Annotated in this window: 21 protein-coding genes; 9 read left to right on the forward strand and 12 right to left on the reverse strand. The window is 66.0% G+C overall.

Features of this window, described 5'->3' with window-relative positions; genetic code table 11:
• Positions 1 to 4: 4 nt before the first annotated feature.
• Entirely contained in the window at positions 5 to 757 is a 753-nt protein-coding gene (gene fliR / locus JG743_RS09565; protein WP_202299919.1) for a flagellar biosynthetic protein FliR, read from the reverse strand.
• Entirely contained in the window at positions 754 to 2,841 is a 2,088-nt protein-coding gene (gene flhA / locus JG743_RS09570; RefSeq protein ID WP_202299928.1) for a flagellar biosynthesis protein FlhA, read from the reverse strand. The genes fliR and flhA overlap by 4 nt, the downstream gene beginning before the upstream one ends.
• A gap of 128 nt (positions 2,842 to 2,969) precedes the next feature.
• Here flhA and JG743_RS09575 point away from each other — a divergent pair, with 128 nt between their 5' ends.
• The 9 genes from JG743_RS09575 (at position 2,970) to JG743_RS09615 (ending at position 11,812) form a co-directional block, all read left to right on the forward strand.
• Positions 2,970 to 3,269, forward strand: a complete 300-nt coding sequence (locus JG743_RS09575; protein ID WP_202299930.1) for a putative quinol monooxygenase — start codon at positions 2,970 to 2,972, stop codon at positions 3,267 to 3,269.
• Positions 3,270 to 3,464: 195 nt separating this feature from the next.
• Positions 3,465 to 5,198, forward strand: a complete 1,734-nt coding sequence (locus tag JG743_RS09580) for a chloride channel protein (RefSeq protein ID WP_446720905.1) — start codon at positions 3,465 to 3,467, stop codon at positions 5,196 to 5,198.
• A gap of 169 nt (positions 5,199 to 5,367) precedes the next feature.
• The gene (locus JG743_RS09585) at positions 5,368 to 6,027 is read left to right on the forward strand and encodes a helix-turn-helix domain-containing protein (protein WP_202299934.1); all 660 of its coding nucleotides are present in this window, start codon (positions 5,368 to 5,370) and stop codon (positions 6,025 to 6,027) included.
• A gap of 40 nt (positions 6,028 to 6,067) precedes the next feature.
• A complete protein-coding gene (locus JG743_RS09590) occupies positions 6,068 to 7,144 on the forward strand; it encodes an extracellular solute-binding protein (protein WP_202299936.1) in 1,077 nt (358 codons plus the stop codon).
• Positions 7,145 to 7,166: 22 nt separating this feature from the next.
• Positions 7,167 to 8,051, forward strand: coding sequence for an ABC transporter permease (locus JG743_RS09595; protein WP_202299938.1), 885 nt, complete (start codon positions 7,167 to 7,169; stop codon positions 8,049 to 8,051).
• Positions 8,051 to 8,848: an ABC transporter permease gene (locus JG743_RS09600; protein ID WP_202299940.1), complete on the forward strand. Its 798-nt coding sequence runs from the start codon at positions 8,051 to 8,053 to the stop codon at positions 8,846 to 8,848. The genes JG743_RS09595 and JG743_RS09600 overlap by 1 nt, the downstream gene beginning before the upstream one ends.
• Positions 8,845 to 9,960 (forward strand): ABC transporter ATP-binding protein, encoded by a 1,116-nt coding sequence (locus JG743_RS09605; RefSeq protein WP_202299942.1) that lies wholly within the window; start codon positions 8,845 to 8,847, stop codon positions 9,958 to 9,960. The genes JG743_RS09600 and JG743_RS09605 overlap by 4 nt, the downstream gene beginning before the upstream one ends.
• A 37-nt stretch (positions 9,961 to 9,997) precedes the next feature.
• Entirely contained in the window at positions 9,998 to 11,383 is a 1,386-nt protein-coding gene (locus tag JG743_RS09610) for an NAD(P)/FAD-dependent oxidoreductase (protein WP_202299950.1), read from the forward strand.
• Between the two features lie 60 nt (positions 11,384 to 11,443).
• On the forward strand, positions 11,444 to 11,812 hold the full coding sequence (locus JG743_RS09615) for a cupin domain-containing protein (RefSeq protein ID WP_202299952.1): 369 nt from the start codon (positions 11,444 to 11,446) through the stop codon (positions 11,810 to 11,812).
• Between the two features lie 18 nt (positions 11,813 to 11,830).
• On the opposite strand, the gene JG743_RS09620 is transcribed toward JG743_RS09615, so the two are convergent.
• The 10 genes from JG743_RS09620 to JG743_RS09665 all read right to left on the reverse strand — a co-directional run bounded on the left by JG743_RS09620 (position 11,831) and on the right by JG743_RS09665 (position 21,747).
• The gene (locus tag JG743_RS09620; RefSeq protein WP_202299954.1) at positions 11,831 to 13,474 is read right to left on the reverse strand and encodes an MFS transporter; all 1,644 of its coding nucleotides are present in this window, start codon (positions 13,472 to 13,474) and stop codon (positions 11,831 to 11,833) included.
• Between the two features lie 186 nt (positions 13,475 to 13,660).
• On the reverse strand, positions 13,661 to 15,535 hold the full coding sequence (asnB, locus tag JG743_RS09625; protein ID WP_202299956.1) for an asparagine synthase (glutamine-hydrolyzing): 1,875 nt from the start codon (positions 15,533 to 15,535) through the stop codon (positions 13,661 to 13,663).
• 147 nt (positions 15,536 to 15,682) lie between these two features.
• Positions 15,683 to 15,949: a flagellar biosynthesis protein FliQ gene (fliQ, locus tag JG743_RS09630; protein ID WP_027165133.1), complete on the reverse strand. Its 267-nt coding sequence runs from the start codon at positions 15,947 to 15,949 to the stop codon at positions 15,683 to 15,685.
• A gap of 23 nt (positions 15,950 to 15,972) precedes the next feature.
• Entirely contained in the window at positions 15,973 to 16,380 is a 408-nt protein-coding gene (flgD, locus tag JG743_RS09635; RefSeq protein ID WP_202299965.1) for a flagellar hook assembly protein FlgD, read from the reverse strand.
• A 5-nt stretch (positions 16,381 to 16,385) separates the two neighbouring features.
• Complete coding sequence (flbT, locus tag JG743_RS09640) at positions 16,386 to 16,823, reverse strand: flagellar biosynthesis repressor FlbT (RefSeq protein ID WP_202299967.1); 438 nt, start codon at positions 16,821 to 16,823, stop codon at positions 16,386 to 16,388.
• On the reverse strand, positions 16,820 to 17,167 hold the full coding sequence (flaF, locus tag JG743_RS09645; protein ID WP_202299969.1) for a flagellar biosynthesis regulator FlaF: 348 nt from the start codon (positions 17,165 to 17,167) through the stop codon (positions 16,820 to 16,822). Before flaF ends, flbT begins: the two co-directional genes overlap by 4 nt.
• 31 nt (positions 17,168 to 17,198) lie before the next feature.
• The gene (locus JG743_RS09650; protein WP_202299971.1) at positions 17,199 to 18,248 is read right to left on the reverse strand and encodes a flagellar hook-associated family protein; all 1,050 of its coding nucleotides are present in this window, start codon (positions 18,246 to 18,248) and stop codon (positions 17,199 to 17,201) included.
• Between the two features lie 3 nt (positions 18,249 to 18,251).
• The gene (gene flgK, locus JG743_RS09655) at positions 18,252 to 19,688 is read right to left on the reverse strand and encodes a flagellar hook-associated protein FlgK (protein ID WP_202299973.1); all 1,437 of its coding nucleotides are present in this window, start codon (positions 19,686 to 19,688) and stop codon (positions 18,252 to 18,254) included.
• Positions 19,689 to 19,718: 30 nt separating this feature from the next.
• Positions 19,719 to 20,972, reverse strand: coding sequence for a flagellar hook protein FlgE (locus JG743_RS09660; RefSeq protein ID WP_202299975.1), 1,254 nt, complete (start codon positions 20,970 to 20,972; stop codon positions 19,719 to 19,721).
• A gap of 106 nt (positions 20,973 to 21,078) precedes the next feature.
• The gene (locus JG743_RS09665; protein ID WP_202299976.1) at positions 21,079 to 21,747 is read right to left on the reverse strand and encodes a response regulator transcription factor; all 669 of its coding nucleotides are present in this window, start codon (positions 21,745 to 21,747) and stop codon (positions 21,079 to 21,081) included.
• Positions 21,748 to 21,804: the final 57 nt, after the last annotated feature.

Genomic DNA, 21,804 nt, shown 5'->3' on the forward strand with positions numbered 1-21,804 from the left:
TGCGTCACCGGGCGAGCGTCAGGTCGACAAAGCCGTCGACGAACAGCGACAGCATGGTGGCGATGGCGAAGTAGAAGAGGATCAGGCCGCCGGCGATGACGAAGGGCAGCGAGATGAAATAGACGGGGATCTGCGGCGTCAGCTTGTTGACGAACCCGATCGTCAGATTGACCAGGATGGCATAGGCGACGAAGGGGCTGCCGAGGCGGATGACCAGGAAGAAGGTGTCCGACACGGTGTCGGTGAGATCGACGAGCGCGGCCTGCGGATTGAAGAAGACGTTGACTGGCGCCACCGTGTAGGAGGCGACCAGCGCGCGCACGATCTCGTGGTCGAAATCGAAGACGAAGAGCAGGAGCAACGCCGAGAACGAGATGATGGCGGCAAGCGCCGCTTGCGGCTCCGGCTCCTCGATCGCCGGGCCGCCGGCGCCGCCATAGCCGATCAGCGTGGCGATGGCCGAGCCCATGAAGCGCAGCGCCTCCATGTAGAGCCGGGTCATTGCGCCGATCAGCCCGCCGACCAGAAGTTCCGAGACGATCATCGGCGCCAGGACCTGCGGTCGCGGGTCGACATACGGGTAGATGCGGTCCCAGAGGAAGGCGAGCAGGCCGCCGGTGGCGGCGACCGACACGAACAGTCGGACCTGGATCGGCACGCGCGCGCTGGAGAGGCCGGGCATCAGCATGAAACAGGCGCCGATGCGGCAGAAGGCGAGGAAGGCGGCGATGACGACGCCTTGCGAGAGCGCGCTCACGAGATCGTCCCGAGCACCTTGATCTCGACGCCCTTGGCGATCTCGACATGGGAGAGAACGGGGAGCGTGGTGAACAGGCGCTCGATGATCATGCGCACATAGGGGCGCGCGTCCGGCGCGGTGACCAGCACGAAGCGCTCGCCGGCCTCGAGATGCTTGCGGATCGCCTTGGTGGCGTCCTGGCCGAACTCCTCCAACTGGCGCGGATCGATGTCGAACTCGCGCACCTCGCCCTTGGCATCGCGCTTGAGGCTCTGGTGGAAGGCGAGGTCCCAGCGGTTGCCGAGGCGCAGCACCTTGAGCATGCCGCCCTCGGAAAGATCGCCGCAGATTTGCTGCGCCATGCGGATGCGCACGTGCTCGACGATCTGCTCGGTGCGGCGCACATGCGGCGCGATCTCGGCGATGGCCTCGATGATCAGGTGCAGGTTGCGGATCGAGACGCGCTCGGCGAGCAGAAGCTTCAACACCGCCTGCAGGCCGGGATAGGAGATGTGCGAGGTGCAGATCTCGTCGGCGAGCTTGCGGTATTCCGGATCCTGCCTTTCGAGCAGCGCCTTCATGTCCTTGTAGGAGAGGAGCTGCGGCAGGTTGTTGCGGATCACCTCGGAGAGATGAGTGAGCAGCACCGACATGTTGTCGGCATAGGTGTAGCTCTCGCGCTTCAGGTCCTCGGCGAAGGTCTCGAGCACCGAGAAGGCGCGCATGCCGAAGGCCGGCTCACGGATCTCCTCGCCGGGCAGCTCCGGCACGTCGCGGGTGCCGAGCAGCACCATGATCTCGCCGACGCGCATCTGGTATTCGGCGACCACCGTGCCATGGACCTTGATCTGATAGCTTTTCGGCGGAATGGCGAAGTCGTCGGCGACACGCACTTCCGGCACCACGAAGCCGTATTGTTGGGCGAACTTCTTGCGCATCTTGGCCATGCGGAAGACCAGTTCCTGGTGCGACACCAGCAGCCGCGTCGACAGCTGCTTGCCGATCAGGAGCTCGATCTCGGCGGTGGTCAGCGAGGCCTTGACCGAGTTCTTCTCTTCCTCGGCCTTCTTGGCCTTCTCCTCATCCTTCAGCGCTTCGGCGGCAGCCATGGCGCGATTCTGGCGCATCGGAATGACGTAGCCGAGCGCCGCCATGCCGCCGGCCAGGGCAAAGAATGGGAACAGCGGCAGGCCGGGCATCAGGCCCAGGATGACCAGAAGGAACGCCGCGACATAGAGCGCTCGCGGATGGGCGCCGAGCTGGCCGAACACGGCCTGGTTGGTTGAGCCGCGGGTGCCGCCCTTGGAGACCAGCATGCCGGCGGCGAGCGAGACGATCAGCGCCGGGATCTGGGTGACGAGGCCGTCGCCCACCGACAGCTTGATGAACACGTCGGCGGCTTCGCCCATGCCCATGCCGTGGCGGATATAGCCGATGGCGATGCCGCCGACGATGTTGATGGCGGTGATGATGAGGCCGGCGATGGCGTCGCCGCGCACGAATTTCGAGGCGCCGTCCATCGAGCCGAAGAAGGAGGATTCCTCTTCCAGCTCGCGGCGGCGCAGCTGCGCGGTCTTCTCGTCGATCATGCCGGCGGACAGGTCGGCGTCGATCGACATCTGCTTGCCGGGGATGGCGTCGAGGGTGAAGCGGGCGCCAACCTCGGCGATACGGGTTGCGCCCTTGGTGATGACGATGAAGTTCACCACGATCAGGATCAGGAAGACGATCAGGCCGATGACGAAATCGCTCGACATCACCAGCTTGGAGAAGCCCGAGATGACATAGCCGGCCGCATGCGTGCCTTCATTGCCGTGCGACAGGATCATGCGCGTGGTGGCGATGTTGAGCGACAGCCTGAGCATGGTGGCGATCAGCAGAACGGTCGGGAAGGACGAGAAGTCGAGCGGCCGCTGGATCCACAGCGCCACCATCAGGATCAGCACCGACAACGCGATCGAGAAGGCGAGGCCGATGTCGATGAGGAAGGCCGGGATCGGCAGGAAGAGCACCGCCAGGATGACGACGATGCCCAGCGCGAAGAAGACGTCGCGACCGTTCTTGGCCGCCACTCCGGCCGGAATGCTTTCGCTGATCGCCATTTCGTCCTCAAGCCTTCACCCTGCCGAACGCGCGGCAGCCCTTCGAGCCTAACCAGCCAAGCTTGCGCGAGGGTGGGAGACTGGCTACTGCCGAAAGGCCGCGCGCAACGTTCAGAAGGGAAGCCCGCATGCTCGTGATCATCGGCACCGTCCGCCTGCCGGCGCACAGGCTGGACGAGGCAAGGCCAACTATGGCGAAGATGGTGGCGGCGAGCCGGGCCGAGCCTGGCTGCCTCGAATATTCGTACGCGCAGGACGTCCTCGACGCCGGGCTGATCCGAGTCACGGAAGTGTGGAGCGACAGGGCCGCGCTCGAGGCGCATTTCCGCTCGCCGCACATCGCCGACTGGCGCGCGAGCTGGGCCTCGCTCGGCATCGGCGAGCGAAATCTCGTGCTCTACGAAGCTGGCGACGCCAGGCGGACCTGATCCGGGCAGTCTTCCTCGATATCATCTCGATCACGCAGCGCCAAAATGGCGCCACAAGCAGTCGGCATTGCGATTGCCACGCAATGCCGCCGGGCGTATCAGGCTCGGCAACCCACCATCCCCTCGGACTATCGGCGAGCCGCTCCGGTGCCTGCCAGAAACCATAGCCAAGTCTATGCCCGCCGGCTTCGCGCGGTGCTGATCCGATCGATCCCGCTGCTCGAAGCGCGCGGCATCGCCATCGTCGTCCTTGCGGGCGTCGTCGGCGTGATGTCGGGCGCGCTGGTCACCGGCATGAGCGCGCTGGTGCAAGGCATGCACTGGCTGCTGTTCGGCGTGCAGCCGGGCGGCCGGCTGTCGGCGATGTTCTCGCTGGCAAGCCCGGTGCAGGCGCTGATCCCGGCGATCGGCGGCATCCTGCTCGGGCTGACCGTGATCTGGCTCAGGAAGCGCAAGTTCCGCACCCCGGTCGACCCGATCGAGGCCAACGCGCTCTATGGCGGGCGCATGTCGCTCACCGACACGTTCATCATCGCCGGACAGACAATGCTTTCCAGCGGCTTCGGCGCCTCGGTCGGGCTGGAGGCCGGCTACACGCAGGTCGGCTCGGGCCTGGCGTCGCGACTGGCGCGCGCCTTCCGGCTGCGCCGCAACGACGTCCGCATCCTCGTCGGCTGCGGCGCCGCCGGCGCCATCGCCGCCGCCTTCGACGCGCCGCTGACCGGCGCCTTCTATGGCTTCGAACTGATCATCGGCATCTATTCGGTCGCCAATGTCGCACCGGTGATGACGGCGGCGATCTGCGCATCGCTGACCGCCGAGGTGTTCGGCGTCGTGCCGTTTCCGCTGGAACTGTCCGGCCTGCCGGCGCTGACCGCCAGCCAGTACATCCCGTTCCTGCTGCTCGGCCTGCTCGGCGGCGCCGCCTCGATCGCCATCATGCATCTGGTCAGCCTGATCGAAAACGCCTTTGCCCGTCTGTCGGTCGACGCCTCGCTGCGACCCTTCATCGGCGGCATCCTCGTCGGGCTGCTCGGGCTGGTCACGCCACAGGTGCTGTCCAGCGGCCATGGCGCGCTGCATCGCGAGTTCGCGATGAACTATGGGCTTGGTGTCGTCGCCAGCGTCTTCGTGCTGAAGCTGGCGGCGTCGGCGATCTCGCTGGGCTCGGGGTTTCGCGGCGGCCTGTTCTTTGCCTCGCTGTTCCTCGGCGCGCTGCTCGGCAAGGTCTTCGCCGGGGTGATGGCCATCGCCTCTCCAGCGACCGGCATCGATCCGGCGGTGGCAGCTGTCGTCGGCATGACGTCGCTCGCCGTCGGCGTGGTCGGAGCGCCGCTGACGATGACCTTCCTGGCGCTGGAATCGACACGCGACCTGACGCTCACCGGCGTCGTCCTGGCGGCCTCGATCATGGCGGCGATCCTGGTGCGCGAGACCTTCGGCTACTCCTTCTCGACCTGGCGCTTCCACCTGCGCGGCGAGTCCATCCGCAGCGCCCACGACGTCGGCTGGATGCGCAGCCTCACGGTCGGCTCGATGATGCGCAAGGATGTCCGCACCATCGATGCCGCAACGACGCTCGATGCCTTCCGCAAGGCGGTGCCGCTGGGCTCGGCCCAACGCGTCATCGCCGTGGACGAGGGCCAGCACTATGTCGGCGTGCTGATCGTGGCGGAACTGCACAGCGAGCTTTCGGATAGCGAGACTCCGGTGAGTGCGCTGGCCGAGTTCAAGGATGCGGTGCTGGTGCCCTCCATGAACGTCCAGTCAGCCGCCGAAACCTTCCAGCGCGCCGGCGCCGAGGAGCTGGCCGTGGTCGAGGATTTCGCCGATCGTGTCGTGCTCGGCTTGCTGACCGAAAGCCATCTGATGCGGCGCTATGCCGAGGAACTCGACAAGGCGCGACGCGATCTGTCCGGCGAAGGGTAGCGGGATCTCCCCACGCATATCTTGCCGATCCGCCGTCGCGCCTTCTGCCGCCGCGGTATCCCTCCAGCCTGAAATCTGGCCCACACGTTGGTGCGAGCCTGGCGCCACGCGCGGCTTGCCGGTTGTACAGTGGTACTGTACAGTCTGTTAAGTGACGTGAGGAGACGGCATGCGCAAGGCTTCCGGCCAGGCTTCGGCAAAGACGGGCGACGCATCGGCCGCGGCGCATGCCCATCAGGTGCTTGGCATGCGCCTCAAGACCCTTCGGCTTGCCCGCAGGCTGTCGCTGCGGGAGCTAGCCGAGGCAACCGGAACCAGCGCCAGCTTCATCAGCCAGCTCGAACGCGGCCTGACCGGCGCCAGCACCGCCTCGCTCAACCAGATGGCTTCGGCGCTCGGCGTCAGCGTGGCAATGCTGTTCGAGGAGAGCGCAACGCAGAACCATGGGGTTTTGAGACGCAGCGAGCGGCCGAGCCTGCCGCCCAGCGACGGCTGCCGCAAGATGCTTTTGTCGCGTCCGCCGCTGAGCGACATGGAAGTCTATGTCGGCGAATTCGACATTGGCGGCTCGACCGGGCCCGATCTCTACACCCATGGCGACGCGCACGAGATGCTCATCGTGCTGCGCGGCATCGTCGAGGTCTCGCTCGGCGAGGCGCGCCACGTGCTCGAGGAAGGCGACAGCATCGAATACACGACCTCGACGCCGCATCGCAGCGAGAACATCGGCGGCGGCCGCGCCGAAGTGATGTGGATCATCGCGCCGCCGACCTCGGCACGCGCCGAGCTCGACCAATACACGGCCTGGAAACCGCTCGCGGCCAGGTAGTTCCGATCAGAACGCGGGTAGCAATGGGAGAATGACAGTCATGCTGAATTCGAAATGTTTGGCGCTTGGCGCCGCGATGGTGCTCAGCCTGCTGGGCACCGCCGCGATGGCGCAGGAGAAGCCGGTCGCGGGCGCGGTGAAGGAAGGTTCGCTCAAGGGCAAGACCCTGACGTTCGTCTCCTTCGGCGGCATCTACCAGGACGGCCAGGTGGCCGCGCTCAAGGAGTTCGTCGACAAGTCCGGCGTCACCTTGCTCAATGACGGTCCGACGGAGATCGCCAAGCTGCAGGCGCAGGTGGAATCGGGCAACGTCACCTGGGATGTGGTCGACACCGCCGACTTCCCGCCCTACGTCTATTGCGGCAAGCTGTTCCAGAAGCTCGACCTCTCCAAGCTCGACGTCTCGCACATTCCCGAGGGCCAAGTCAGCGAGTGCTCGGTGCCGGCGATGAACTACGGCGTCGTGCTTATGTACAACGCCGAGAAGTACAAGGATAACCCGCCCAAGAGCTGGGCCGACTTCTTCGATACGGCAAAGTTCCCGGGCGTGCGCGGCATCGACGGCTCCGGCGACTTCACCGGCGGCCTGCTGGAGCAGGCCCTCAAGGTCAGCGGCGGCGATCCGAAGGCGATGACATCAGCCGATATCGACAAGGCGATCGATGTGGTCCGCAAGCTCGGCTCCGACACGATCTACTGGAAGACCGGCGCGGAATCGCAGCAGCTCGCCGAGTCCGGCGAGGCCGACATGCTGATGATGTGGACCGGCCGCGCCATGACGGCGGTCAAGAACGGCGCCAAATACGCGCCGGCCTGGCAGGACTGGCTGGTGGTGATGGACCAGATGACCATTCCCGTCGGCGTCAAGGACACGGATGCAGCCTATGCGCTGCTCAACGCCTATCTCGGCAAGCAGTCGCAGGAGGTGCTGACGCAGACGACCTCCTACACGCCGATCAACAATGAGGCGCAGCCGAAGGTCGACACCTCCGTTGCCGCCTTCCTGACCAACACACCCGATCGCCAGAAGCAGGGCTACAAGCAGAACATCAAGTTCTGGGTCGAGAACTTCCAGGTGGCGCAGGAGAAGTGGTCCGCGATGATGGCGGGCAACTAAGCGGCGAACGGAGAGAAAGGCCGTGAGCGCGTCCGGGCCGACAAGCAGGTCGGCTGGCCAACCCGCCGCCGAGGGGCGGCCGGGATGGGCATGGAGGCCGTACGCGCTCGCGCTGCCGGCACTCATCCTGCTCGTCGCGGTGATCGGCTATCCGCTGCTCACCATCGTGCTGCGCAGCCTCTCGGAGCCGGAATGGGGCGTGCAGAACTATGCCTGGTTCTTCGGCGCGCCAGTCAATCTCACGGTGCTGCAGCGGACCTTCACCATCTCGGCCTGGGTCACGCTGGTGTGCGTGGTCTCGGCCTATCCTTACGCCTATCTCATGACCGCGGTCGGACCGCGCATCCGGCTGGTGCTGGTGCTCTGCGTGCTGATCCCGTTCTGGGTGAGCGGGGTGGTGCGTACCCTGTCCTGGGTGATCCTGCTGCAGGATTCGGGCGTCATCAATTCGCTGCTGCGCGCGGCCGGGCTGAGCGGCGTCAAGCTGATCCGCACCCAGACCGGCGTGGTGATCGGCATGGCGCAGGTGCTTTTGCCGTTCATGATCCTGCCGCTCTATTCGGTCATGAAGGGCATCGACCTCAGGCTGATGCGGGCGGCGCAGAGCCTCGGCGCACGACCGCTGCGCGCGTTCTTCACCGTCTACCTGCCGCTGTCGCTGCCGGGAGTCTATGCCGGCGCCATCATCGTCTTCATCCTGGCGCTCGGCTTCTACATCACGCCCGCGCTGCTCGGCGGTCCGCGCTCGACCATGCTATCGACGCTGGTGCAGACACAGGTGCTCAGCCTGCTGCAATGGGGCCGCGGCGGCGCGATGGGCGTGGTGCTGCTCGTCGCGACCTTCGTGCTGCTGGCGCTGGCGGCACCCGTGATGCGCTCCAGGCACCGGGATGCGGGGCGGCGCTGATGGAGATGAAGCCGCTCACGCGCCTCGTCCTCGGGCTGGTCTGCCTGCTGGTGGCGATATGGCTGGTGGCGCCGACGCTCGTCGTCGTGCCGATGTCGTTCAATGCCAACAAGTCGCTGGCGTTTCCGCCGCAAGGCTTCTCCTGGCAATGGTACCAGAACTTCGCCACCAGTCCGGAATGGTCCACCAGTTTCCTGAATTCGCTGAAGGTCGCCTCATTGGTGGCGGTGCTGGCGACGGTGCTCGGCACGCTCGCCGCCTTCGGCCTCGACCGCATGAAGGCGCGGCCGGCCAACCTTTTGCGGATGCTGATACTGACGCCGATGGTGGTGCCGGGCGTGGTGCTGGCCATCGGCATCTATGCCGTCTATCTCGACACCCACCTCGTCGGGACGATGCTGGGCTTCGTGCTCGCGCACACCATCCTTGCGCTTCCCTTCGTGCTGATCGCAGTCTCGGCCAGCCTCGAAGTGTTCGACAGGCGGCTCGGGACGGCGGCGGCGAGCCTCGGTGCGGGAGCGCTGACCACGTTCCGCACGGTGACGCTGCCGCTGATCCTGCCCGGCATCCTGTCCGGCCTGCTCTTCGCCTTCGCCACCTCCTTCGACGAGATCGTCGTGTCGCTGTTCATCACCAATCCCTACCTCAAGACATTGCCGGTGCAGATCTTCTCGTCCATCACGCGCGACGCCGACCCGACGGTCGCTGCCGTCGGCACGATCCTTTTGTGCGCCACCACCATCCTGATCGGCGGCGGCATGCTTCTCCTTGGCCGTGAGCGGAAGGGACGCCAATGAACCCGAGGCAGGCGAGCAAGGGCGCCGCGATCGATCTCGAATCGATCAGCAAGGCCTATGGTGGCTTCAAGGCGCTGGACGGCGTCTCGCTGCGCATCGAGCCCGGCGAATTCATGACGCTGCTCGGGCCGAGCGGCTCCGGCAAGACGACGACGCTCAACGTGATTGCCGGCTTCACCGATGTGACCAGCGGCAAGCTTCAGGTCGGGGGCAAAAGCGTCGTCGGCGTGCCGGCGCACAAGCGCAACATCGGCGTCGTCTTCCAGCACTACGCGCTTTTTCCGCACATGACGGTCGGTCGCAACGTCGCCTATCCGCTGACTCTGCGCGGCGTCGACCAGGCAGAGCGCAAGGCGCGCGTGGCAAGGGCGCTCGACATGGTCAAGATGGGCGACTTCGCGCACCGCTATCCGAGCGAACTGTCGGGCGGCCAGCAGCAGCGCGTGGCGCTCGCCCGTGCCATCGTCTTCGACCCGCCGCTGCTGTTGATGGACGAGCCGCTCGGGGCGCTCGACAAGAAGCTGCGCGAGTGGCTGCAGCTCGAGATCAAGCGCATCCACCGCGAGCTCGGCACCACCTTCGTCTATGTCACGCACGACCAGGAAGAGGCGCTGGTGCTGTCGGACCGCATCGCCGTGTTCAATCGCGGACAGATCGAGCAGGTCGGGACCGGCCGGCAACTTTACGATGAACCCGCGACGCTGTTCGTCGGCCGCTTCATCGGCGATTCCACGGTGCTGCGCGGCGAAGCGCGGAGCGACGGCACGAGCACCGCGCTAAGCATCGCCGGCGCGACGGTGACGGCGCCAAAGCGCATCAACGGCGAAGCCAGCCCGGTGATGCTGCTGCGTCCCGAAAAGCTCGCCATCCGCCGGCCCGGCCAGGATGGCGCAAACGGCGCCAACCGGCTGCCGGGGACGATCGCGGAAGCCATCTATCTCGGCTCGGGGTCGAAATACGAAGTCAAGCTCGCCGACGGTTCGACGGCGATCGTGCGCTCGCCGCTGACCGGTGACAGCTTCGACCTCGGCGAACCAGTGGAGCTTTGCTTCGACGGCGCCGATGCCAAGCTCCTGGCCGATGACAGCGCCGCCGATACGACGCTGACCTGATCCCGACCAATCCGCCAATCAATCCGAAGGTCATCCCATGCAAGCCAAGCGCAACGGCGACATATCGTTCTGGTATGCGGATATCGGTGGGGTCCCCGCGTACCGGCCGCCCTTGCCTGGCGATATCGAGGCCGATGTCGCGATCGTCGGCGCCGGCTATACCGGCCTGTGGACCGCCTACTATTTGAAGAAGGCGAGGCCTTCGCTGCGCATCGTGCTGGTCGAGCGCGAATTCGCCGGCTTCGGCGCCTCGGGCCGCAATGGCGGCTGGCTGTCGGGCGGCTTCTCCTGGTCGCGCGAGAAATATCTCAAGACCTCGACCCGGCAGGGCGTGAGCGCCATGCAGGCGGCCATGGCGGGCTGCGTCGACGAGGTCATCCGGGTGGCGACCGCCGAAGGCATCGATGCCGACATCCGCCGCGTCGACAATCTGACGGTGGCCACAAACCCGGCGCAGCTGGAGCGCGCGCGCGAGGAGTGCGAGACGATCCGCGCCTGGGATGTCGATCCGGACCGCGTCGAGATACTCGATCAGGCGGCGACGCGAGCGCGCATTAATGTGCGCAATGTCATGGGCGGCTTCGTCGTCCACGGCCAGGCGCGGGTGCAACCGGCCAAGCTGGTGCGCGGGCTTGCCGCCGCCGTCGAGCGCCTGGGCGTGCCGATCTACGAACAGACGACGGTGAGCGCCATCGCCAAGGGCAGCGTGACGACCGACCGCGGCTCTGTGCGCGCGGAAACCATCATCCGCGCCACCGAGGGCTTTACGGCCGGCATCTCCGGCGAGGAGCGGACCTGGCTGGCGCTCAACAGCGCGCAGATCGTGACCGAGCCGCTGTCGCCCGAGCTGTGGCGCGATATCGGCTGGGAAGGACACGAGCTTCTCGGCAATGCCGCCCATGCCTATTGCTACGCCCAGCGCACGCGCGAGGGGCGCATCACCATGGGCGGACGCGGCGTGCCCTACCGCTACGGCTCACGCACCGACGTCAACGGGCAGACGCAACAGGCGACGATCGACCAGTTGCACCAGATCCTGACGACGCTCCTGCCGCAGACGGCAGGCTGCCGGATCGAGCACGCCTGGTGCGGCGTGCTTGGCGTGCCGCGCGACTGGTGCACGACGGTCGGCCTCGATCCCGCGACCCGCATCGGCTGGGCCGGCGGCTATGTCGGGCTTGGCGTCTCGAGCTCCAATCTGTCTGGGCGCACCCTCGCCGACCTGATCCTCGGCCAGGATACTGAGCTGACGCGACTGCCCTGGGTCAACCGCAACGTGCGGCGCTGGGAGCCCGAACCCTTCCGCTGGCTCGGCGTGCACTCGATGTACCAGCTCTATCATCTCGCCGATCGCCGCGAGGCCGCCGGGCTGGCACACACCTCGAAGCTTGCCGCCTTGGCCGACAGCATCACCGGCCACTAGAGCAGTTCGCAATTCCGGACGGAAAACCGCTGCCGGCTTTTCCCGGAATTGCCTTGATCCATGGAGCCCAACTTGATCGATCTTTCGACTTTCCACGACCTCGCCACGGCCGATATCGGGGCGTTCTCGCCCAAGCCGACCTCGATTGAAGGAGGTCAGATCGAGGCCGTGCGCTCGCTTTTCCAGTCGCCGGACGGGACCATCGATATCGGCATCTGGGAATGCACGCCCGGCCGCTTCACCGCCGATCGTTCAGGCTCGTCGGAGATATGCCACATCATCTCGGGACGGGTGGAAGTGAGCCGCGCCGGCGGCGAGAGGCGCGAGCTCGGTCCGGGCGATCTGCTCGTCCTGCCGCAGGGGTGGAAGGGCGAATGGCTGATCCATGAGACGACGCGCAAGCTCTACATGATCCAGAGCGCCGGCTGATCGGCGGGCGCCGTCAAATCAGTGCTCGATCGGCCCCTTCGGTGAAACCAAAGCGGTGCCGGCGGTGGTCGGGCGCTCGATCATGCGGCGTACGCGCGGCGGCTCATCGCCGCTGTGCAGTGCCCGTATGCGCTCGCCGACGACGGCGTCGGCATGGGTGGCCCGCCTGTTGTGGCGGATATATTCCAGCCAGGTCGGCGTATGGTAGTGCTCGATCCAGACCGCCGGGTTTTCGAGATCGCGCGCGAGTGTCCAGTTGCGGGCGCCGTCGCGGCGGCGGATGCGGCCGCGTTCGGCCATGGTGGCGAGGAACTCCGGCACGTCCTCGTCGCGGATGATGTATTCGATCATGATGGCGATCGGGCCGCTGCGCGGCTTGAGGTCGAGCCCCAGATGCGGCTCCTTGAAACGGTTGAGCGGATCGAGGTTGAGCACCGCGTGCTGCGGCAGGGGCAGGACCAGACCGATGGCGCCGCCCGCCAGCATGCCGATGCTGGCCGCGATCAGCGCGGTCTCGGCGCCATGCGCGTCGGCGACGACGCCCCAGACCCAACTGCCCAGCGCGATGCCGCCGAAGGTCGCCGTCTGGTAGACCGAGAGCACCCGGCCGACCACCCAGCGCGGCGTCGACATCTGCACCGTGACGTTGAAATGCGACAGCGCGATCACCCAGCAGGCGCCGCCTACGAGCAGACCGAGCGCGGTCTGCCAGGCGTGATGGCTGACGGCGGCGTTGAGGGCGCAGACGGCGAAGCCGCCAAAGGCCATGCGCACCATCGTCTCGCTGGTCAGCAATTGCCTCAGACGCAGGCTGATCAGCGCGCCGCCGACCGCGCCGATGCCGAAGGCGCCGAGCATGATGCCGTAGGTCAAGGCATCGCCCTTGACGACATCGCGCGCCACCAGCGGCAGGAGCGCCAGCACGGCGCCGGCGCTGAAGCCGAAGGCCGAGCCTCGCACCAGCACCTTGCCGATGTTGGGCGACATGGCGACATAGCGCAGACCGGCGCCCATCGCGGCGCCCAGCGTTTCGCGCGGCAAGGTTGGCGCCGGTATCTCCGGCTTCCAGCGGAACAGCACGATGATCAGGCCGATATAGCTCAGCGTGTTGGCGGCGAAGGCGGCGGCGGCGCCCGCGGCGGCAACGATGACGCCGCCGATCGCGGGGCCGACGCTGCGCGTCAGGTTGAAGCCCATCGAGTTCAGCGCGACCGCCGCCGGCACCTTGGCGCGTGGCACCATGTCGCCGACAGAGGCCTGCCAGGACGGGCTGTTCAGCGCGGTGCCGCTGTCGATCAGGAAGGTGAAGGCAAGCAGCGTCCACGGCGTGATCAGGCCGAACCAGGTGAAGAGCGTCAGCAGCGCCGAGACGACCAGCATGAAGGTCTGCGCCACCAGCATCACCTTGCGTCGGTTGAAGCTGTCGGCGATGGCGCCGGCAACCAGCGCGAACAACATGATCGGCAGAGTGGTCGAGGCCTGGACCAGCGCCACCTGATAGGACGAGGTGGCGATCGTGGTCATCATCCATGCGGCGCCGACGCCCTGGATGAGACCGCCGAAATTCGACACCAGGCTGGCCGACCATACCGCCCGGAAGATGCCATGACCAAACGGCGCCAGCGCCGAGACGCGTTCGCTGTCCGGCTCGTCATCGATCATCCGTGCTGTCCCGCTTCACATGTCGTTGGTCCAGCCGACGCGGATGTCCTCTCCGGAGATGGAGCATGGCGACGCGGGGGCGGACCCTTGCTTGAAAAGATTATGCTCCAACAACAGGATAGCGAGGCAAAAATACGTCCTGGCGCGGCTAAGCCAATGGTCTGGCCGCCTTGGACCAACCGTTGCTCAATGCGCCTGCGCATCCGCGGCGGCGGCATGCAGCGCCTGGGTCAGGTTGTCCGCCGTCTCGCCGCCGGCATTGAGGCGCAGGAACAGTTCCATGCCGACGAGGCGTAGCCTCGAGGCTTCGTCGCGCCTTGCCAGGTCGACAAGGTCGTCGACGGCAGCGGCCGGCCATTTCAAGGCATCGCGCAGATAGCCGCCGCGCAGCAGGCCCTGGCTGCCCTGGGTGAAGCCCGACGAGATCTCGAAACCGTTCTTCGGCGCGTAGACGTTCTCGCGCGGCAGGTGCTTTTCCGCGACCTTCTTCAAAAGCCATTTGCCGGTCCTGCCACGCAATTTCTGACGCCTCGGCAAATGGATCGCGAAGTCGATCAGCCGGTTTTCGAGGAAGGGAACCCTAAGTTCCACCGAGGCCGCCATGCTCAGCCTGTCGTGCCGGTTGAGCAGGTCCTGCAGATGCGAATAGAGATCGTAGAGGCAAGCGCCGAGGAAGGCCCGATCGCCGAGCGGCGTCACCGGCTCAAGCCGGTCGAATATCCTGGTCTGGAGGAAGTTGAGCTCCGGCGACAGCGCCCTGAGCACGAGATTGCGCTCCGAGGCGGAACTATTGCCGGTCGATGTCTTGAAGGGCGCATGGCGCATGCGCCCGAATTTGCGATCGAGCCAACGCTGCGAACGGAACAGCCGTCCCGGCCATGACCATGCGCGCCAGGGCCGCATGCTTTCGGCCTGCCATTTGTAGCCGCCGAAAAGCTCGTCGGCGCCTTCGCCGGTAAGCAGCACCTTGACGCCGTCGGCCCGGCATTGTTGGGCAAGCGCCAGAAGCCCGACATGGCTTGCGTGCCAGCCGTCGCCTTCAAGGTGCCAGACCGCTTTCGGCCACAGCTCGAGGAAGCGGTCCCTGTCGACCGGCACCCGGCGCAGCGGGACGCCGGCGCGGCGGCCAGTCCGCTCGGCGTTTTCCGCCTCGCTGCGACCGAGTTGGGGATCGACGACATAGCCGTGGATCTCCGGCCTGAAGCGCTTCGACAGCGCCGTGATCAGACCGGAATCGACGCCGCCGCTGCAGGCCGTGGCGATGCTGGCGTCGGCGATGCAGTGGATATCGATGCTGTCCTCGATCAGCCCTTCGAGCCGCGCCAGATGCTCTTCGTCGGAGGTCCTATCGCCGGTGATGCGCGCCGTCTCCAGCACATCGAGGACGTGCCAGAAGCAGCGCTTCTCGATGCCCGCTTCGGTGATCTTCCAGAGGCCCGCCGGCGGCAGCCGTTCGATGCCGTCGAACAGGCTGTGGCTGGAATCGCGGTGCTGCCAGGCGAGCCGCAAGGTGATTTCGCGTGTATCGATGCGGCGGGCAAAACCGTCGCTGGCGAGGATCGCCTTGTCCTCGGAGGCGAAGAGGATCCGTGCCTCTGTCTCGGCCACCGACATCGGTTTGATGCCGAGGCGGTCGCGGGCAAGCCACAGAGCCTTGCCGCGCATGTCGAAATAGGCGAAGGAAAACATGCCGTCGAACAGCGGCACGGCCTTTTCGGGACCCCAATGATGCAGGGCCTGCAGCACCACTTCCGTGTCGGAGACGCTGCGGAAAATGCAGCCTTCCGCTTCGAGGGTCTGGCGCAGCGACCGGTAATTGTAGACCTCGCCATTGTAGGCGAGCACACCCTTGCCGCATGCCGTCAGCATCGGCTCGCGGGCGGCGGGCGAGGGATCGATGATGGCAAGGCGACGGTGCCCCAGGGCGAGCCGGCCGCTGCTCCAGCTGTCATGGTCGTCCGGCCCGCGATGCGCCAGCACCTGCATCATGCGGGCGATGTCCGACAGGTCGCCGGCGCCGATCGGGTCGCGCTTTCGCCAGACGCCGGCTATTCCGCACATGGCCTGCCGGCCGCTTTAGTCTGCCGCATGATTTTCGAAGACCGCCTGAGACCAGTGGCGCCCGTACCGCGCGCCCTACAATCTAGCCGCAACAGGGCTGCCCGCAAGCCGTCCGGTGAGCAAGGAGCAGGCATTCCGCGTCCTGCGTCAGAAGCCGTGCTCGATGCGCTCGAAGATGACGTTGGTGAAGGCCGATATTTGGCTGCCGATGAACGGGCCGGTCAGTGCCACCACCAGCATGATGGCGACGATCTTCGGCACGAAGGTCAGGGTGATTTCCTGGATCTGGGTCAGCGCCTGGATGAGCGCGATGCCGATGCCGACCGCCATCGCAACCAGCACCACCGGCGCGGAAGCGGTCAGCACCGTCCACACCGCGTACTGGACGATATCGAGGGCGTCGGCCTCGTTCATGTTTCGTAACCGAAGCCGGTGGCCTAGCTGGCGGGCTTGATCGTGACGCCGGGGCCGACGGCGACTTCCGTGCCGTTCTGCAGCACCGCGATGAGGCCGCTGCTGGCCAGGCGCACCGAGGCCACCGTACCGGTGGTCTTGCCGTCGGCGGAGGTGATCGAGCGGCCGATCAGGGCGTCGGCCTGCGACAAGGCCGAGGACTGCATGATCTGGTCGAGCTTGGTGTTGGTCTGCACAGATTGCTCGACCTGCGAGAAGGTGGCGAGCTGGGCGACGTACTGCGTCGAATCCATCGGCTTGGTCGGATCCTGGTTCTTCATCTCGGCGATGAGGAGCTTCAGGAACGACTGGTAGTCGACGGCGGTCTTGGAGGTCGACGTGGTGGTCGAGTTGGCGCCGGTCGGTATGGTGGTCGTCATGTCCACGGTCATCGGTATCAAGCTCCTACGGCCATTGGGCGCGAAGCGCCCGGAACATCGTCATTGCCGCCCAGCGCGCGGCGTTCGAGCGGATAGAGCGCGCGGATCGCCTTCAGCGCCTCGTAGACATGGTCCTCGCCGACCATGCGGTCGATCTGCTTCAGCGCGCCGCAAATCTCAGCGTCCTCGAAGCTCGCCAGCAACATGGGCAGCGAGCGGCGGAACATGTCGCGCGCCTCGGCGGCCGCGGCCGGGTTCATCAGCATGACCTGCAGGATGAAATAGAGCTGCCTGAGCGGCGTCGACGCCTGGTCGGCCTGGATGACATGGCTTTCGAGCAGGAACTGCACATCGTTCATCAGCTCGATCGTGACCTTGCGGTCGACGCGGATGACGGCGCCGTTGATGTAGATCTTCTCGTTCGGCTTCAGCGAGATCTTCAGCGTGTTGGTCATTGAATGCCGTCCCGGATGATCTGGGACACCTCGATCAGGCCTTCGAAATTGTTGGTGCGGCCCTGGCGGATGTCCTCGGCCTCGCGCAGCAGCCACAGGCCGATCGAGATCAGGTTGGCGCGCAGCTCCTTCGGCAGGGCGTTGTCACTGGAGCCGAGATCCTCGACGAAGGTGGTCCAGATGCGGTTGGTGAAGTGCAGCGCCTCGGCCGCCTCGATGGAGTCCTGGCCGACCGCGGCCGCCGCCGACAGCATGTCGATCGAGCGGGTGAGCAACTCGCGCTCGCGGTCTTTCGCGTCGGTGACGGAGTCGGTCTGGATGTCGGCGTAGGAGAATTGGTACATCGTCGGGGCTCTGCCGTTCCGGTGGAAGGTTTCAGGTCAGGTAGTTCAGCAGGCTGAGCTGCTGCAGGCGCGCGGTCAGCGCGAAAGAGGTCTCGATATGCTGCGTCAGGTCGGCGACACGTGTCGCGGCCTCGGCCGGGTCGACGCCCTCGAGGTCGATGATATGCTTCTCGAACAGGTCGACCTGCGTCTTCATGCGGTCGCTGGCGTCCGAGACGCGCTTCTGGGCGAGCCCGGCTTCGGATCGCACCTGGACTATGCCGCCGATTGCCTCGCCGACCAGCGTCTGGGCGCGGCTGACGACGGTGTTCTTGGCCGCGTCGCTGATGTTGCCGGAGAACAGGTTGGTGACCATGGCCGCCGCCATGGCGAGCTTGCGGATGCCGTCCTCATTGGCGCTGACCGAGGTCTGGGTCGTTTCGTTCAGGGCGATGCGGCTGGTGATCTGCTCGTCGGTGGCGTTCGACCAGGTGCCTTGCCAGCCCGAGCCGAGGAACTGCGGCTCGACGCTGGTGGTGATGAAGCCGTCCATCTGCGCGGCGGTGATGTTGGCCGCGGCCGGGTCGCTCTGGGTGAAGCCGAAATAGGAGACGAAGGCGGCGTCGAAGGCGGCCTTGGCGGGCGAGCCTGAGGCCGTGAAATCGTCGATCGGCTTGACGTCGGTGTTGGTGCCGGCGAACAGATATTCGCCGTTCACGCTGGTGTTGAGGATGCCGGTCATCTGCTGCAATGCCGATGCGCCGGCCTGCTGCGTGATGCTGGTCGAGGAGTCTCCGGACACGGCGCTGGTCAGGGCCGAGAGGAAGCTCTGCGCGACGTCGGAGAGCTGGCCCAGCGCATCCTGCGTCGATGTCAGCCGGGCGGCGACCAGCGCATTGGAATCGATGATGCCGTTCAGCCGGTCGAGATCGCGCTGGAAGGTCACGGCCTGGGTCGTGCGTCCGCCGAGCGCCAGCCCGACATCGGCGACCTTGCCGGTCGAAGACTCCTTCGTCGCCTTGACGAGATCGGACTGCATGCGCATCTGCTGGTAGCGCATGGCGTTGGATATTGCGGCTGAGGAGACGGCTGTCGCTTTCATCGATTATCCCACGGCATTCATCAGGGCGTCCAGCATGTCGTCGACGGTCTTCATCATGCGGGCGGAGGCCTGGTAGGTGTGTTCGAGATCCAGCAGCAGCGACATTTCCTGATCGACATTGACGCCAGTGTCGTTCGACAGCGCCTCGGCCGTGCGCGTGGCCAGCGCTTCCTTGGCGTCGGCGGTGGTCGAGGCCTGCTGGCGCACGCCTTCGAACCAGCCGATCGCGTTGGCGGCGTAGTCGGCGACGCTGGAGGTCGCCGTTATGCCGGCGGCCGAGTCGAAAGCCATGGGCTGGTCGAGCCGGTCGCCATAGGCGATCAGTTGGTCGGCATAAGACGAGCCGCCGCCGGTGTTCTGCACATAGGCGGCGCCATTGGCGCCGCCGTCGCGCAGCAGCGCCGGGGTCATGGCCGCGTTGACGCTGATCGAGCCGGCAAGGCCGTTGACCAGCGTGCCGGCGGCGGGGACGGCGGGCGCGCCGGACCAGGTGAACAGGCCGGCGGCGTCTGGCGACGACGAGGAGGTTTCGGCAAAGGCGGTGATCAGCCCGCGCGCGGTTTCGTCGAGCTGGCTCTGCATGGTTGCGGCGACGCCGTCGCGCAAGGTGATCAGGCCGGCGAGCTTGCCCACGGCGCTGGTGTTGCCGCCGCTGCCGGCCGAGAGCGGCACATTGTCGATGTAGATGGTGCTGCCGGGGGTGCCGGCGGCGTAGCCGGACGACGGCGTGAAGGTCACCGAGCGCGGCACCGTCTCGAACAGCGTCGTGCCGTCCGTGGTGGTGATGACCATGTCGTTGTCGCCGCGCGTGAAGGTCGAGATCGGGACATATTCGGCGATCTTCTTCAGGATCGCATCGCGCTGGTCGAGCGCATCTGACACGTCGGTGCCCGAACGCGTTCCGGAAATGACGGCCTTGTTGGCGTCCTGGAACTGGCTGAGCAGCTTGTTGAGGTCATCGACCGCGGTGGCGATCTGACCGTCGGTCTGGGTGCGGAAATCCTGGATCGCCTGGGTGCCTTCGTTGAGCGAGCGCACGACGTCCCTGGCCGCGTCGATGACGCTGGCGCCGAGATTCTGGTTGGACGGCGTCGTGGCGTAAAGCTGCAGCGCCTGCTGCAGGTTGGCGATCGCGGTCGATGGCGAGGACGCGTTGTCGACGCCGTTCACGGCCAGCTCCAGCTGGTCCATGCCGTTGTAGAGCGCGCTCTGGCCGCTCCATGCGGAGAGCGCGCTGAGATTCTGCCGGAACAGGAGGTCGTTGGTCGCCCGCTGGATCTCCACCGAACGGGCACCCGGCGCCGTGCTGGTGACGACTGCCGTGCGGCGGGCGTAGTCGGTGTTGGAAGCATCGGCGACGTTGCGCGAGACGATGCTGGTCTGCTTCGAGGTGGTCAGGAGCGCCGACTGTGCGATGCTCAAGGCGGAGGTCAGCGACATGCGGGTCTTTCACGGGCTGGCGCCCGACAATTATCTCTTCAGGTTGACAAGGACATCCATCAGATCGGAACCGGTCTGGAAGACTTTCGAATTGGCGGTGTAGCTGCGCTGCGCCGCGATCATGTTGGTCAATTCCTCGGCGATATCGACGTTGGAATTTTCGAGCGCGCCGGAGACGATGGCGCCGAGCTTGCCTTCATTGGCGAAGCCGATGCGCACCGCGCCGGAGTCGGTGCTTTGCGCGTAGACGTTGCCGGGCAGGGCGGTGAGCCGGTCCGGGCTCGTCACGTCGGCCAGCGGGATCTTGTAGAGCGGCTTGGTGGAGCCGTCCTGGTACTGCGCGTAGATGATGCCATCCTGGCCGATCTGGATCTTCTCGATCGTGCTCGGCGCGTTGCCGTTGACCCCGGCCTCGGAAACCGTGAAGCCGGTGCCGAGCTGGGTCAGCTTCGACATGTCGAGGTCAAGGGTGGAGCCGTTCGGCACCGTGAACGAGATGCCGGTGGTGGCGCCGGTGAGCTTGCCGGTGGTGGTGTCGAAGGTCAGGTTGGCCGAGGCCAGCGCGCCGCCCGTATAGGGGAAGGACGTGCCGGCGGTCGCCTTCGACTGATCGAAGACGGAGACTTCCCAGGTGCCGGTGCCGGTGTTGGTGAAATAGACGTCGAGCAGCACCTTGTTGCCCAGATTGTCATAGGCGACCAGCGAGGACTTCGAGGTGTATTCGGCGGTCGCGCTGTTGCTGGACGGCAAAGCGCCGGAGGGCGGCGTGGCGCCGGCCGGCAGATTGCCGCTGAAGACGCCTTCGGTGGAGGGCGTAGCTGTCATTTCCTGGTCGGAGATCTGCACCGGCTCCAGGCCCTCGAAGCCGTTGGCTGTCGCGGCCGGATCGCCATTGGCATAGCTGTAGGCCATCAGCTGATAGCCGGCGGCATTGACCAGCCGGCCCTGGGCGTCGGCAACGAAGGCGCCGGCGCGGGTCAGATAGGGCGTGCCGCTCGGATCCTGCACGACAAAGAAGCCATCGCCGTTGACGGCAAGGTCGGATACCGAGGTGGTGTATTGCAGCACGCCTTGCGAGCCGATTGCGGAGCGGATCGTCGTCGTCACACCGCCCGAATTGTAGGCGCCGCCGGTGCCCGGCATGATCAGCGTCGAGAATTCGGCGGAGGAGCGCTTGTAGCCCGTGGTGTCGGAGTTGGCGATGTTGTCGGCAACCGTGGACAGGCGATTGGCCTGCGCGTTCATGCCGGAAACGCCGGTCCGCATCATTCCGTAGAGGCTCATCGAAACGTCTCCTCAATGCCCACGACGGTGGGGCCCATGACAGTGGCCGTCAGCCTATGCCTTGTGTCTTGCGCGAGGCTGGCGCGGTCGGGGCGAGTTCCCGCCATCAGAACACCAGCCGGTAGCCGAGGAAGCGCTTGGAATCGATCGGGTCGTGGCCGAGCTTTTCACGCAGCTTCTTGCGCAGCTTGCTGATGTGGCTTTCCACCACGTTCTCCTCGACCTCTTCGTCGAAGATGCCGTAGATGGCGTTGAAGACCTGGGTCTTGGTGACGCGCCGTCCGCGGTTGCTGGCCAGATATTCGAGGATGCGTCGCTCGCGGCGCGGCAAGGGCAGCGGCTCGCCGTCGATCTCCGGATCGCGGCCGTCCATGAAGATGCGCATCGAGCCGACCTCGGTATAGGTCACGTCCTCATGCGCCCGGCGGCGGATGGCGGTGATGCGGGCCAGGATCTCGCGGATATGGACCGGCTTGCGGATGACGTCGTCGACGCCGCTCTCGAACAGGCGCAGCGTGTTCTCCAGCGAATGCTGTTCGCTAAGTGCGATGACAGGTGCGCCGGTGCGGTCGCGGATCTGGCGCGGCGAGATCGCACCCTCGCGGCAGTCGCCGATGAGGAAGGCCCTGACCGAGCGCAGATCGGTGTCTGCAGCCGAGCTCACCCATTCGCCGAATTCGCCTGGCGCGAAGCCCGCGCTGGCGACCCCCTCACGATCGAAAAGTGAGCTGTAGCCTTCAGTTACGAGCTCTCGCTCGTCAACGATCACGATCATCGGCCCGCCCTCCGAATCATCTCATTTGCCCCGTGGAAAGAGGGGTAGCCGGTGGCG

Source organism: Mesorhizobium sp. 131-2-1 (genome assembly GCF_016756535.1).
Classification (GTDB): Bacteria; Pseudomonadota; Alphaproteobacteria; order Rhizobiales; family Rhizobiaceae; genus Mesorhizobium.